Origin of the sequence: Halalkalibacterium halodurans, from assembly GCF_004376175.1 — a bacterium.
Classification (GTDB): domain Bacteria; phylum Bacillota; class Bacilli; order Bacillales; family Bacillaceae_D; genus Halalkalibacterium; species Halalkalibacterium halodurans.
Genome location: NZ_SNUY01000047.1, coordinates 19310 through 33213 on the forward strand (window position 1 = coordinate 19310; position 13904 = coordinate 33213).

17 protein-coding genes are annotated in these 13904 nt (G+C 45.5%); 13 read left to right on the forward strand and 4 right to left on the reverse strand.

The annotated features are described in order from the left end of the window. Genes purM through purD form a run of 4 tightly spaced genes read left to right on the forward strand, consistent with a single transcriptional unit; the run spans position 1 to position 4458 of the window. Positions 1-1038 (forward strand): phosphoribosylformylglycinamidine cyclo-ligase, encoded by a 1038-nt coding sequence (gene purM, locus E2L07_RS14395; protein WP_134229904.1) that lies wholly within the window; start codon positions 1-3, stop codon positions 1036-1038. Beyond that, a complete protein-coding gene (purN, locus tag E2L07_RS14400) occupies positions 1035-1601 on the forward strand; it encodes a phosphoribosylglycinamide formyltransferase (protein WP_010896808.1) in 567 nt (188 codons plus the stop codon). The genes purM and purN overlap by 4 nt, the downstream gene beginning before the upstream one ends. Positions 1602-1615: 14 nt before the next feature. Next, on the forward strand, positions 1616-3151 hold the full coding sequence (purH, locus tag E2L07_RS14405) for a bifunctional phosphoribosylaminoimidazolecarboxamide formyltransferase/IMP cyclohydrolase (RefSeq protein WP_134229905.1): 1536 nt from the start codon (positions 1616-1618) through the stop codon (positions 3149-3151). Between the two features lie 20 nt (positions 3152-3171). Then, a complete protein-coding gene (gene purD / locus E2L07_RS14410) occupies positions 3172-4458 on the forward strand; it encodes a phosphoribosylamine--glycine ligase (RefSeq protein ID WP_134229906.1) in 1287 nt (428 codons plus the stop codon). On the opposite strand, the gene E2L07_RS21660 is transcribed toward purD, so the two are convergent. Next, positions 4418-4534: an EYxxD motif small membrane protein gene (locus tag E2L07_RS21660; protein WP_010896811.1), complete on the reverse strand. Its 117-nt coding sequence runs from the start codon at positions 4532-4534 to the stop codon at positions 4418-4420. The genes purD and E2L07_RS21660 overlap by 41 nt on opposite strands. A gap of 62 nt (positions 4535-4596) precedes the next feature. After that, complete coding sequence (locus tag E2L07_RS14415) at positions 4597-4875, reverse strand: YgaP family membrane protein (RefSeq protein ID WP_010896812.1); 279 nt, start codon at positions 4873-4875, stop codon at positions 4597-4599. 148 nt (positions 4876-5023) lie between these two features. On the opposite strand from E2L07_RS14415, the gene E2L07_RS14420 reads away from it, so the two are divergent. From E2L07_RS14420 to E2L07_RS14450, 8 genes are all read left to right on the forward strand, one after another. Then, positions 5024-6769 carry an adenine deaminase gene (locus E2L07_RS14420; protein WP_134229907.1) on the forward strand — a complete coding sequence of 582 codons (1746 nt, stop codon included), beginning with the start codon at positions 5024-5026 and terminating at the stop codon, positions 6767-6769. 154 nt (positions 6770-6923) lie between these two features. Then, positions 6924-7982 carry a DUF3048 domain-containing protein gene (locus E2L07_RS14425; RefSeq protein ID WP_134229908.1) on the forward strand — a complete coding sequence of 353 codons (1059 nt, stop codon included), beginning with the start codon at positions 6924-6926 and terminating at the stop codon, positions 7980-7982. Continuing rightward, the gene (locus tag E2L07_RS14430) at positions 7972-8274 is read left to right on the forward strand and encodes a YerC/YecD family TrpR-related protein (RefSeq protein WP_010896815.1); all 303 of its coding nucleotides are present in this window, start codon (positions 7972-7974) and stop codon (positions 8272-8274) included. Before E2L07_RS14425 ends, E2L07_RS14430 begins: the two co-directional genes overlap by 11 nt. A 174-nt stretch (positions 8275-8448) precedes the next feature. Continuing rightward, entirely contained in the window at positions 8449-10206 is a 1758-nt protein-coding gene (gene ade / locus E2L07_RS14435; RefSeq protein ID WP_134229909.1) for an adenine deaminase, read from the forward strand. Between the two features lie 128 nt (positions 10207-10334). After that, on the forward strand, positions 10335-10511 hold the full coding sequence (locus E2L07_RS20880; RefSeq protein ID WP_166740087.1) for a hypothetical protein: 177 nt from the start codon (positions 10335-10337) through the stop codon (positions 10509-10511). Positions 10512-10590: 79 nt separating this feature from the next. Next, positions 10591-11139, forward strand: a complete 549-nt coding sequence (locus E2L07_RS14440) for a transcriptional regulator (protein WP_134229910.1) — start codon at positions 10591-10593, stop codon at positions 11137-11139. A gap of 35 nt (positions 11140-11174) precedes the next feature. Next, positions 11175-11390 carry a hypothetical protein gene (locus E2L07_RS14445; protein WP_134229911.1) on the forward strand — a complete coding sequence of 72 codons (216 nt, stop codon included), beginning with the start codon at positions 11175-11177 and terminating at the stop codon, positions 11388-11390. Further along, positions 11371-11691, forward strand: a complete 321-nt coding sequence (locus E2L07_RS14450) for a YbjQ family protein (protein ID WP_053432415.1) — start codon at positions 11371-11373, stop codon at positions 11689-11691. The genes E2L07_RS14445 and E2L07_RS14450 overlap by 20 nt, the downstream gene beginning before the upstream one ends. A gap of 48 nt (positions 11692-11739) precedes the next feature. On the opposite strand, the gene E2L07_RS14455 is transcribed toward E2L07_RS14450, so the two are convergent. Further along, positions 11740-12078, reverse strand: coding sequence for a DUF3147 family protein (locus tag E2L07_RS14455; RefSeq protein ID WP_134229912.1), 339 nt, complete (start codon positions 12076-12078; stop codon positions 11740-11742). After that, complete coding sequence (locus tag E2L07_RS14460) at positions 12063-12473, reverse strand: MarR family winged helix-turn-helix transcriptional regulator (RefSeq protein ID WP_010896821.1); 411 nt, start codon at positions 12471-12473, stop codon at positions 12063-12065. The genes E2L07_RS14455 and E2L07_RS14460 overlap by 16 nt, the downstream gene beginning before the upstream one ends. Positions 12474-12593: 120 nt before the next feature. On the opposite strand from E2L07_RS14460, the gene E2L07_RS14465 reads away from it, so the two are divergent. Next, positions 12594-13547, forward strand: coding sequence for an HD domain-containing protein (locus E2L07_RS14465; protein WP_166740088.1), 954 nt, complete (start codon positions 12594-12596; stop codon positions 13545-13547). The last annotated feature ends 357 nt before the right edge of the window (positions 13548-13904 follow it).

Here is a 13904-nt window from a genome sequence, read left to right on the forward strand (position 1 = left end):
ATGTCAGATGCATACAAACAAGCAGGGGTCGATATTGAAGCAGGCTATGAGGCTGTGGCACGCATGAAAAAACACGTCCTTCGCACCGCACGTCCCGAGGTCATCGGCGGCCTCGGTTCTTTTGGAGGAATGTTTGATTTATCGGCGCTTAACATGAAGGAACCTGTTCTCGTGTCGGGGACAGACGGAGTTGGCACAAAGCTCATGCTTGCCTTTCAAATGAATAAGCACGATACGATCGGGGTCGACGCTGTCGCGATGTGCGTGAATGATATTGTCGTCCAAGGAGCTGAGCCGCTCTATTTTCTTGACTACATTGCTTGCGGAAAATCGGAACCTGCGCGAATCGAAGCGATTGTGAAAGGAATGGCCGATGGTTGTGAGCAAGCAGGGTGCGCTCTAATCGGTGGAGAAACAGCGGAAATGCCGGGAATGTATGACGAGACAGAATATGATGTGGCAGGCTTTGCTGTTGGTGCGGTTGAAAAGGCTGACCTTGTGACAGGAGCAGACATTGAGAGTGGTGACCTCATTTTAGGCTTACCATCGAGCGGTGTTCATAGCAATGGCTTTTCTCTTGTGCGCAAGATTCTTCTTCACGATCACGGATACACCCTTGATTCAGAGATTCCCGCCCTCGGGAAAAAACTTGGAGAAGAGTTGTTGACACCAACAAAGATTTACGTAAAGACCGTTCTCCAAACGTTAAAGACAGGCAAAGTAAAAGGACTTTCTCATATTACAGGTGGCGGTTTTTATGAAAATGTGCCGCGCATGCTTCCAGAAGGGTTAGGGGCGGAAATTGATTACGGTTCTTGGCCGGTGCCTCCGATCTTTTCGTTCATTCGAGAGACTGGACAGTTGTCCGCGAAAGATATGTTTTCAACCTTTAACATGGGGATTGGTATGGCGGTCGTTGTTTCGAGTGATGATGCACCACATGTTATTCGCCAGATTCAAGAAACAGGAGAAGATGCGTACATTATTGGACGTGTGACCGATACGAGCGGAGTTGTGATTGGGGGAGCATTCGAATGAAGCGAGTAGCCATCTTTGCTTCCGGTAGCGGGACGAATGCCGAAGCGATTATTCAGTCACAAAAGGCAGGGCAGCTTCCTTGTGAAGTCGCTCTTTTAATCACGGATAAACCCGGGGCAAAAGTGGTGGAGCGTGTAAAGGTTCACGAAATTCCTGTCTGTGCTTTAGACCCAAAAACGTATCCATCTAAGGAAGCGTATGAAATAGAAGTTGTCCAGCAGCTAAAGGAAAAACAGATCGATTTTGTTGTGTTAGCAGGTTATATGCGTCTAGTGGGACCGACGTTGCTTGGAGCGTATGAGGGGCGAATTGTGAACATCCATCCATCGCTCTTACCTGCATTTCCAGGACTCCATGCGATCGAACAAGCGATAAGGGCGAACGTGAAAGTAACAGGCGTCACGATCCATTACGTAGATGAAGGAATGGATACTGGACCGATTATCGCCCAGGAAGCCGTTTCGATTGAAGAGGAAGATACTCTTGAAACGTTAACAACGAAAATTCAAGCAGTCGAGCACAGGCTTTATCCAGCCACGTTGCACAAGCTGCTTTCAAAATAAGGAGAGAGTCACACATGAAACGTCGTGCATTAGTGAGTGTATCGAATAAAGAAGGAATTGTCCCTTTTGCGAAAGCTCTTGTCGAGCATGAGGTTGAGATTGTTTCCACAGGTGGAACGAAGCGCGCCCTTCAAGAGGCGGGAATCCCTGTTACCGGTATTTCTGATGTCACAGGCTTTCCGGAAATTTTAGATGGTCGTGTAAAAACTCTCCATCCGAACATTCATGGTGGGTTGCTTGCCATGCGTGAGCGGGACGAGCACCTGGCCCAATTAAACGAGCATCACATTCGTCCGATCGATTTTGTCGTCGTGAACCTATATCCGTTCCAGCAAACAATTGCGAAGCCCGAGGCCACATTTGCTGATGCGATTGAAAATATTGATATCGGCGGTCCGAGTATGCTGCGGGCAGCGGCGAAAAACCACCAGCATGTAACGGTTGTCGTCGATCCTGTCGATTATGAAACAGTGCTCAAGGAGCTAGCGGATCAAGGAAACGTTGCAACAGAAACGAAGCGCCGTCTGGCAGCAAAAGTTTTCCGTCATACGGCTGCGTACGACGCAATGATTGCAGAATATTTAACCGGTGCTGTTGGCGAAGAGAGTCCTGAGTCACTCACGGTAACGTTTGAGAAAAAGCAAGATTTACGCTATGGGGAAAACCCTCATCAGAAGGCGACCTTTTACCAAAAACCGCTCGGGGCCAAAGCTTCGATTGCCCATGCGAAGCAATTGCACGGGAAGGAATTGTCGTACAACAACATTAACGATGCAGATGCTGCGCTATCGATTGTTAAGGAATTCAAAGAGCCAGCGGCAGTTGCCGTCAAGCATATGAACCCTTGCGGCGTTGGGACAGGTGAAACGATTAAAGAAGCGTTCGATAAAGCGTATGAAGCAGACCCTGTCTCGATTTTTGGCGGAATTATTGCTTTGAACAGAGAAGTGGATGTTGAGACAGCGAAGACGTTAAAAGAAATCTTTTTAGAAATGATCATTGCCCCGTCGTTTAGCGAGGAGGCGTTAGACGTATTAACATCAAAGAAAAATTTACGTTTGCTAACGTTGCCGTTGAACGAAGAGAATCAAGCTGAAAAACGAATAACTTCCATCCATGGTGGGGCCCTCGTACAGGAGGAAGATACGTACGGCTTTGAAGAGGCAGAGATTAAAATCCCGACCAAGCGTGAGCCAACGGAAGCAGAATGGGAAGCGTTAAAACTAGCGTGGCGTGTCGTGAAACATGTTAAATCGAATGCGATCGTTTTAGCGGACGGACAAATGACGGTCGGTGTTGGTGCGGGCCAAATGAACCGAGTAGGTGCAGCGAAAATTGCAATTGAACAGGCGGGAGAAAAAGCAGCCGGTTCTGTCATGGGTTCCGATGCGTTTTTCCCGATGGGAGATACGGTAGAATTAGCAGCAAAGGCTGGTATCACGGCGATTATTCAGCCAGGTGGCTCGATTCGTGATGAAGAATCAATTGAAAATGCCGATAAGCATGGTATCGCAATGGTGTTCACAGGCGTAAGACACTTTAAACATTAAGGAAAGGGGGAGTCGTAGAAATGAATGTACTTGTGATCGGAAGCGGTGGTCGTGAGCATACGATTGCTTGGAAATTTGCTCAAAGTGAAAAGGTTGAGCGTGTCTATGTTGCACCAGGGAATGACGGGATGTCTGATGTTGCGACATGTGTTGCGATCTCTGAGCAAGACCACGATCAACTCGTGGCATTTGCGAAGGAAAATAAAATCGGACTTACCTTTGTTGGTCCGGAGGTGCCATTGTTAGCAGGGATCGTTGATCGTTTTCAAGAAGAAGGATTGCGCGTGTTTGGTCCGTCGAAGCGAGCGGCTGAAATCGAAGGAAGCAAGTCGTATGCCAAACAAGTCATGAAAACATACAACATCCCGACAGGTAGCTATGAAGTTTTCACCAGCTTTGATGAAGCGAAGGCATATGTCGAAGCAGAAGGAGCCCCGATCGTCATTAAAGCCGACGGATTGGCCGCTGGAAAAGGAGTCGTTGTTGCGATGACGAACGAGGAGGCCATCGCAGCTCTTGATGATATGCTCAACCAAGATAAATTTGGTGGTGCTGGTGCCCGTGTCGTCATTGAGGAATATTTAGAAGGAGAAGAATTGTCTCTTATGGCGTTCGTTCATGGTGAGACGGTGATTCCAATGGTAGGAGCTCAAGATCATAAACGGGCGTTTGACGGTGATCAAGGGCCGAACACTGGTGGAATGGGTGCGTATTCTCCGGTTCCTCAATTTAGCGATGTCCAATTAAAACAGGCCGTAAACGAGATTTTAATCCCAACTGCCCGTGCCCTCATGCAAGAGGAACGTTCGTTCACAGGCATTTTATACGCTGGGCTAATGATGACAGCCGATGGACCGAAAGTCATTGAGTTCAATGCTCGCTTCGGTGATCCCGAAACCCAAGTCGTTCTGCCACGCCTAAAATCAGACCTTGTGAACGTCATTGAAAGCTTGTTGGATGGCAAAGTACCTGAGCTTGAGTGGGACGAGCAGGCAGTGCTAGGTGTCGTCCTTGCGACAAAAGGCTATCCAGGTTCTTATGAAAAAGGGTATACCATTTCTGGTCTAGAGCAGCTCGAAGACGACACACTTGTGTTCCATGCAGGAACGAAACGAGAAGAAGAAGAGCTTGTGACAAATGGTGGACGTGTTCTACTTGTCGCAAAACAAGCCTCTACATTAAGAGAAGCACAAGCCGCTGTTTACGAGGAACTAAACAAGGTGAAAAGCGACGGGTTATTTTACCGAAAAGACATTGGCAGCAAAGCTATCGCCGAGCGCGCCGTTTCCTCACAAACAGAGCAATAATTGCCATGATGCTTCCGATCAGTAAAGCGTAAACAAACAGTGTATCGGTGGCGTATTCTTGGATATTAATGGTCATCAAAATCACTCCTTATGTAAAGGGGGCTGAATCCTAATATTAGGATCTGCCCCCCTTTTTTGTTACATGAAAGGCTTAGACTGCTCCTCGTCATGCTCACAATGTTCGCATTCTTCGTCAGCGTACTCATCGTAAAACCCATAGTCGTTGCGTTCAAGAAAATAGGTCATTGGGCAAAAGCGTGTGATTCCTTCGGCTGTTTTCATCGCACCTGCCATCGCTGTCATGATAAGGCAAGGGTGATTGGGCCGCTTTACCATTCGAGCACTAGACCATGCGAGGGTCGTTAACCCGACCGTAATCCGTACTAAAGCATTTACTCTTCCGATATTTGGATACATGCTAGGACTCCTCTCCAATGGTCATCATTCTGTCAAAATATTTTCAATTAATTTGTAATAAATTTTCACATCTTTAATGAGTTAAACCATAAATATATGGTACGATAGGTTCAACACAATCTTTTGCAAAGTTGGATGGGTGATGTGAATGTGTGAACAAAAGTATCGCTGGACGAAAAAGCAAATTCGGCAACAGTTAGCTGTCGTTAGAGGGGAAATGGCTCCAACCCTTGTGTTAAAAAATGCAACGTATCTTAACAGTGTACGAGGCAAATGGCTTGATGCGAATATTTGGATTTATCAAGATCGCATCGTGTACGTGGGGCAAGACATGCCAGCAAAACTTGACGATGAAACGGAAGTGGTTGACTGTGGTCAACAAGTGATCGTCCCTGGTTATATTGAGCACCATGCCCACCCGTTTCAATTATATAATCCCCACAGTTTTGCGAATTATGCGGCTGCGATGGGAACTACGACACTGATCAATGATAACTTAATGTTCTTTTTGGCGCTGGAAAAAAAGAAAGCGCTTTCTATGATTGAGTCATTAGATGAGCTCCCCTCTTCTATGTACTGGTGGTGCCGTTACGATCCGCAAACGGAAATGAATGATGAAGAGGGGCATTTCTTAAATTCGAAAATCAAAGAGTGGCTTGAACATCCTTTGGTCGTACAAGGTGGAGAACTCACATCTTGGCCAAAAGTGATCACAGGGGATGACGGCATCCTCCATTGGATGCAGGAGACGAGACGGCTAAGAAAGCCCATCGAGGGTCATTTTCCTGGCGCTTCGGAAAAAACGTTGACGCAAATGAGTTTGCTCGGAGTCACAAGCGATCATGAAGCAATGACAGGGGAAGAGGTCGTACGTCGGTTAGATCTCGGTTATATGACATCCCTTCGCCATTCATCGATAAGATCGGATCTGGCAAAGATTCTCCGTGAAATGAAGGAGCTTGGCATTGATGACTTTAGTCGATGTATGCTGACAACCGATGGATCACCTCCATCCTTTTATGAGCAAGGAATCATGGATCGGCTGATTAAAATTGCCCTAGATGAAGGAATTCCACCGAAGGATGCGTATGGAATGGCCACATATTATGTTGCCAGATATTACGGCTTGGACTATGAGCTCGGCATGATTGCACCAGGGCGTATAGCTCATCTGAACTTTTTAGAAAATGTATTTAATCCTGTTCCGACGTCTGTCCTTGCGAAAGGTCAATGGGTCGTGAGGGACGGACAAAGGTATGGTACCGATTCCGTATTTCCATGGGAAGACTTTGGGATGAAGCGTTTAACAATCGACTGGGACCTCTCGGTAGATGAGCTCCATTTTTCGATGCCGATGGGGATCGAGCTCGTCAACTCGGTCATCTTAAAGCCGTATCAAGTAAGCGTTGAAGCGAGCCGGGATACGCTTGCAGAAGACCATGATGAGTGTTTTTTCTTGCTGCTCGATAAGCATGGAAAGTGGAAGATTCCGACGATGATTAAAGGGTTTGCAAAAAAAGTATCTGGCCTTGCAAGTTCATTCTCAACAACTGGGGATATTATTTTAATTGGAAAATGTATACAAGATATGATTGTGGCTTTCAATGCGTTAAAACAGCAAGGAGGCGGCATTGTCCTCGTTGAAAATGGAGAAATCACCAGCAACATTCCGTTAGAAATCATGGGACTCCTTTCATCGAAACCGATGGAAGAAGTGATGGAGGAAGAGAAAAAGTTCGTAAAAGCGCTAAGAGAAAGAGGGTATGAGCACGACGACCCGATTTACAGCCTCCTGTTTTTCTCTTCGACACATCTCCCGTATATCCGGGTGACCCAGAGGGGAATCTATGATGTTCATAAGAAAACAGTTCTCTTTCCTTCAATTATGCGTTAAACTATAAAAGGATACTTAGGTCCTTTTGGGGAGGAAACTGAGAAGCAAGGCGCCATGGACCTACTTGATGAAACGTTCGTATTCATCCTATGGCCCTTGCTTTTTGTGGTGAAGACGGCCACCTATCACTTGAACGAACAAAGGGCGTGTCTCAATGAAAAAAATAATCCTTTTGCTCTTTTTGCTTTCTGCCACTGTCGTGCTACTTGTTGGATGCGGAGGGGATGAAGAACTGGAGGCCCATGATAACGTGCCAATGAAAGAAGAGGGCGACGTTGAAGAAGCTTCGACCATTACTTACCCTCTTACAGGAGAAGTGGCGAAGGAACAAGTGAATAGGCGTGTAATCGGTGTGACGATTAACAATCATCCTGAAGCCCGTCCCCATTCAGGCATTCAGGCTGCCGACCTTGTTTACGAAGTTCTTTCTGAAGGTGAGGTAACCCGTTTGGTTGCTCTTTTTCACAGTGAATATCCAGAAAGGGTTGGTTCGGTGCGCAGTTCTAGACCGTACCATATTGAACTTGTGCAAGGGTATGGTGGGCTTCTTGTAACACATGGGTGGAGTCCAGAAGCTGAGCAATTGCTCAAAGCTGGACGAGCCGATTACTTGAACGGATTATTTCATGATGGCACACTTTTTCAACGTTCTCCTGACCGGAAAGCCCCTCACAATTCTTACATTACATTTGCAAACATTCAAAAAGGGTTAACCGATAAGGGATACACATTGGAGGGGGACGTGGCTCCTTTCCGCTTTTATGAGGAAGGGGCGGAAATGGAAGGGCTTGCGATTGATGAGCTGACGATCAATTATTTTGATCGGAACCGCGTCACATACAGGATCCAGTCTGAATCGGGTGAGATGACCCGCTACAATGAGGAGCTGCAGACGATTGATCTGGACACACGGAAGCCTGTGGAAGTGTCCAACTTGTTTGTTGTGGAAACGGACCATCGGGTACTTGACGATCAAGGTCGACGTGAGATCAACTTGACATCTGGTGGAAGAGGTCTTCTTCTCCAAGGTGGCCGGCTGCAATTTGTTGAATGGAAAAATGAAAATGGACGAATCCTTCCTGTACAGAATGGAGAAATCGTGCCGTTTTTATCTGGACAAACGTGGATCAATATTGTGCCAACATCACCTGGTTTAGATAAAATGGTAGAGTGGAACAATGATGAGAAAGGTGTGACCGATGATGCAAATTGACAAATTAAGAGGCCGTGAATTGGATCAATTGTTCAAATCGATCCTGTCATTACGTGACTTAGAAGAATGCTATCAATTTTTCGATGATCTATGTACAATAAATGAAATTCAATCGTTAGCCCAACGTTTAGAAGTGGCGCGGATGCTTCGTGAAGGAGCCACTTATCATAAAATTGAAACAGAAACAGGGGCAAGTACAGCGACCATTTCTCGTGTTAAACGTTGCTTAAATTACGGTAACGACGGTTATAAAATGACGTTAGAACGAATCAAAGACGTTGAAGCTGAGTAACAAATCCGCCATCTAAGGGATGGCGGGTTTGTTTTTTCGTTAAAGCCCTCGATTTAGTCATTGTTTAGGCCTAGACTTGCAAAAGATTGTTAGTCATTTTATCAAGAGTGCTGATTTTTTTCATCGTTTTCGATACAATAGGAAAAATAAATTCGTGCAAGGACGTGGTAGTGGATGACAGATCGATTGGAACGAAAACTTGCCATCGCGGCAAATCAAGATAAAGCGGATCTTCTTATCAAAAATGGCCAAATCGTCGACGTCTTTCAACTGGAGACATTTGAAGGAGACGTTGTCATTGCAGGCGGAGAAATCGTCGCCATTAGTGATCCAGGAACATATGAAGCCCACGAAGAGGTGGATGCAAAGGGGGCTTTCATTGCTCCAGCTTTTATTGATGGTCATGTTCATATCGAATCCTCAATGGTAGCACCTGAGCAATTTGCCAAGGTTGTCGTACCTCACGGGGTCACAACCGTCATTGCAGACCCCCATGAAATTGCCAATGTGGCAGGTGTCCAAGGAGTCGAATATTTGCTTGATGCATCAGAGGGTATTCCGTTAGACGTAAAAATGATGGTGCCTTCATGCGTACCGGCGACTCCATTTGAACATAGCGGAGCACGGCTGACAGCAGAAGAAGTCGCCGAGCTTTTTCGCGATCCCCGCATTTTTGGCTTAGGGGAAGTGATGGACTACCCAGCCGTTTTAACTCGAGATCAAGAGATGATGGCCAAACTAAAGGCTGCTCATTCAGAAGGGCGCATCATCGATGGGCATGGCGCAGGTCTTGATTCGGTAGCCTTGAACGCATATACAGCCGCAGGAATCAGCAACGATCATGAGGCTGTAACGCCAGAAGAAGCAAAGGCGCGGCTTCAGCGCGGGATGTATTTGCTCATCCGTGAAGGAACTGCGGCGAAAGACTTCGATGCCTTGATGAAAGCCATTACGCCTATGAACAGTCGCCGAGCTCTATTTGTGACCGACGATAAACATTTAGATGAGCTTGTGGAAGAAGGGAGCATCGACCATCATGTACGGAAAGCGATTCAAATTGGAGTCAACCCTTTGCAGGCGATTCAAATGGCGTCCCTCAACGCAGCGGAATGCTTTAAACTTGCGAAAAAAGGGGCAATAGCGCCAGGCTTTACGGCCGATTTACTGTTCATTGAAGATTTACAATCGTTGGCGATTACGCACGTATTTAAAAACGGCACATGTGTTGCAAAGAACGGTAAACTAATCGTTCCGATAAGGGAGACGGTTCAGCCGCCACAGCGACTGCTCGAAAGTGTCAATATGAAGCTGGTCACAAAGGAACAGCTCGAACTTTCGCTACAATCAGACGAGGAGGCGCATTTGATTCAAATTCAACCGGGCTCAATCGTGACAAAGCATATTCGGGAAAAAGTAGCGGTAAAGGATGGCGTGTTTATTCCTTCAGTCGCGAGGGATCAACTAAAGCTTGTTGTGGCGGAACGTCATCACAAGCGAGGGACCGTCGGTGTTGGTATCGTAAAAGGGTTTGGCTTGACGAAAGGGGCGATTGCTACAACGGTTGCTCATGATTCCCATAACATCGTGGCGGTCGGGACGAACGACGAAGATCTATTAGCTGCCATCAAAGAGCTTGAAAATATCCAAGGTGGCATGACGATCGTAAAAGACGGAAAAGTGTTAGTCTCGTTGCCACTTACGATCGGCGGGTTAATGTCAGACCAGTCATACGATGTCATATGTGAACAATTAAAATCAGTTGATGCGGCGATTGGGGCACTCGGCTTTACCGGGGACTTTAATCCGTTCCTCACGTTATCCTTCCTCGCCTTACCAGTCATTCCTGAAATTAAGCTGACAGATCAAGGGCTATTCGATGTGACTTCTTTTTCGTTTATTGACCAACAAGTGTATGCAGAGGAGACGAATTAAAGGATAAAGGGAGCAATCTTAGGAGTGCTCCCTATTTTCCTTTTCCTTCATTTAATTTTCATGAATCGTGAAACCATCCATTCATTGCTTACGTAGATTTAAAAAATACTCACAAAGGAGAAGTCAACGTGTTTCTGTTCAATATGATCATAAGCGCTGTCGGCATTTTATTAATATTTGCAGTCCTGTTTGTTTTTATCGTTAGCTTGTTACAGAGTAAACAACATAAGTTTTCGTATATGATATTAATAATGGCCGTATTTTTTATCGTGTTGATCGTTCGAGACACGATCCACTTTCTATGAACTATGTGGAACCCCCTTGACTAAATGTAAAACACTTTATTATCATTATTAATAATGATAAAGGAGGCGGATCAAACCAGTGGCAAAGAAAAAGGCTGACTTGCTCCTTCATCCTGTGAGAATGCGGATCATTCAAGCGATAATGTCGAAAAAGCCAATGAGCCCATTAGAGCTTCTCGAGGTACTGCAGGATGTTCCACAAGCGACGTTATACCGACAAATCAAGGTTCTGGAAGACGCGGACATTTTACGTGTTGTGAGCACCCATAAACGGCGAGGGGCATTAGAGAAAGTATATGGGATTGACCAGGAAACATTGCATATCCTTGACGACGAGCTCGAACATACGACGAGGGAAGAGCATGTTCGTTATTATTTAACATATCAAGCGAATGTGCTTCAAGAAGTAGAGGCATATGTGATGAGCAGGGACCCAAACCATTACAAAGAGGATGGGTTCGGCTACTGGCAGACACCTCTCCATCTAACGGAACAAGAACAGCAGGAGTTTGCAGAAAAGCTAGTCGAGCTTGTGCAGACTTATGCGCAAAACGAACCGAGGAGCGACCGAAATACGGTGACGATGGCGACGACATTCGTTCCCCAAATAAAGGGAGAGTCATCCTAAAATGGTTCGCCTTGGTGGAATGGAGGCGATGGTCAATGAATATAGCTGATGATAGGCTGAAATATGTCCTTATTCTTCTTCTCGCAGGATTACAAGTTGGCGGCATTGTTATGGTGTTTATCAATCTCCGCATCGCGATGTTTTTATTTATTGGGTATGGATTGGCGTTGGTTTTACTAATTCTACTAATGGTATGGGAACGAAGAGAAGAAAAAAGGGAGGAACTTGACTATGATGATTGTGACTACTGATCGGATTGATGGCTACAACGTAAATGAAGTGAAAGGATATGTGAAAGGAAGCACGGTACAAACGAAACATATCGGAAGAGATATTACCGCAGGATTAAAAGGATTAGTGGGCGGTGAAATCAAAGGATACAGCGAGATGATGGATGAAGCAAGGAAGCTTGCGATTCATCGAATGGTACAAGATGCGGAAGCAAAAGGAGCAAACGCAGTCATTGGTTTTCGTCTGCAAACCTCGACGGTGATGGCCAATGCAGCAGAAATCATTGCGTACGGAACGGCGGTTGAAGTGGAAAAAGAATAAACGAGATAAAAAATGAAATCATGTCGATTTCATTTTTTTCATGCTTTATTAAGTAAACATTCTATTGAGAAGGTCTTGAACGTAAATAAAAACCGCCCATGCGACCATACCGGCACAAAGGGAAACAATGAATGGTACCGAGTGTTTCGTAAGGAAGTAGACGATCAATAAAAGGAATCCTGTGGCGGGTAAACCGATAAGAACTCCTAACGTAAACTGGTTCATATTTGTCTCACTTTCCCCTTGAATGCTTAACCAAAACAAGCTTAACAAGCTAACAAGGGGAAGTGCGGCGATGATCCCGCCATAGGTGGGAAGCCGGCGGCTAATCTCCGTAACAATGGCAATCACGAACCCTGATACAATCATTTTTAAGACGAAAAACATCGCTTAGCCTCCTCGCTTAAGCGGCGAAAAGCAGCCTCGATCATTGCCTGCTCTTCCTTGGACAAATGGGTGTAAACGGCTTCGAGCTTTTTCTCATCTAAGCTCGTATGGTGGAAGAGAATGTTCTTTCCATTAGGTGTTAATGACAGAACAACCTTTCGTTCATCCTTAGGGTCCCTTCCTTTTTCTACATACCCTTTTTGAATGAGCCGTTTCATATGTTCAGACGCGGTGTTTTGCGAGATTTGCAGGAGATGGGCAATATCGCGAACCCCTACCCTTTCTTTTTTATCGATATGCTGCATGATGCGAATCATCTGGTGAGTTACTTTTTCTTCCCCGTGGGTGTAGTGCAAGTAGTAATAAATGTCGGTCCAGTACTGATTTAGGTCCATTAGAACACCTCTTTTATCGCTATTTACGATTATATCTTATATTACGATATAATAGCGGCTTTTGCAAGTGAAAGAATCATGGTATGCTAGTTTTTCCAATTGAAACAGGGAGGGATGAAGATGACAAAGCTTTATGAGCCTTTCTATCGTTTAACGATTGAACCGACCGAGTGTGAGCGTGAGATCATTGGCTCAAGACCGTTCAAGCGATTAGCCCATTTGCATCATTACGGAGCTGCCGCGTTACGAACCCCTGTTACTCATTCACGCTACGAGCATACAATTGGCGTCTGGTCACTTACCGCTCATTTTTTTCCGAGCGATCAGTTGCTTCGCCTAGTAGCATTATTGCATGATATAGGTCATCTTCCTTTTTCCCATGCAGTCGAACAACCACTTGGCTTTAACCATCATTTGTTGACTGAAAGGTTAATCGAATCTCAGGAAGTGGCGAAGATATTAAAAAAGCATGGATTTACCCCCCAGGACGTGATCCGACGATTAAATGAAAATACACCTGTTTCAAATCAAGAGAAACTTTTAAGCTTGGATCACCTTGATAGCTTTTTACGTGATACGACGCTTGCGGGCACGTGTTCGCTCATCCCGCATGAAAGCCTAGGACGTCTGTCAGTTCGCGGGAACGGAATTGAAACAGACGAAGAGACCGCCCTGCTCCTTGCTTCCTGCATTGTAAAGGACCATGAGCTCTTTTTAGATCCGTTCAACCTAGCGATGGATGCCTTATTGGCTGAAGCTATTACTCTCTATATGGCAGATAAGCCACTGGTGTCAATGGAGAACATCCCACATATGACAGATGACGAAGTCCTAACGCTGTTGAGAGGTAGCTGGAATAAAAAAGTACACGCCCACCTTAAACTCCTTTTTTCACAGCAACCCACACTCGTGCAAACGGACGATGAATCATCAGCGAAGCTCACAGTTACAGTGCGAAAGGTATATGAAGATCGACCTTTAATCCGACACGGTACAGCTAAAGGACGGGAAATGGTAGAGAAGAAGTTGGCAGAGCTGCAAGAGTTAAAGGGGCGCTTTTCCTTTGTTTATTAAGTAAGTATGACTAGGGAGCGCAGCGCATTGCAAGAATGGAGACGGTTCTTCAAGAGACCCAAAGGTCAGTCATGATTGGTCCACAACGTATCTCAGTTGCTCTCGTTTTGAAGCCGGCGCTTTGAGCTTTTTTAGATTCTTAATGAAGGTAGCCCTCCATAAAAAGATTAATGATTTCTTACATTCTTACGTATGAGTAAAATGTTTGTGGGAGAAGAAAAAACCTCCTAATCCAAGTAATGGAAATTTCCGTTACTTGGATGAGGAGGCCACCAAGCGAAAGCGCGGTAGGGTTTAAGCAAAATACATGAAAAAAGGGTCTCTCCTTGGTAGAATCATAGTCGACGAAAACCCGAT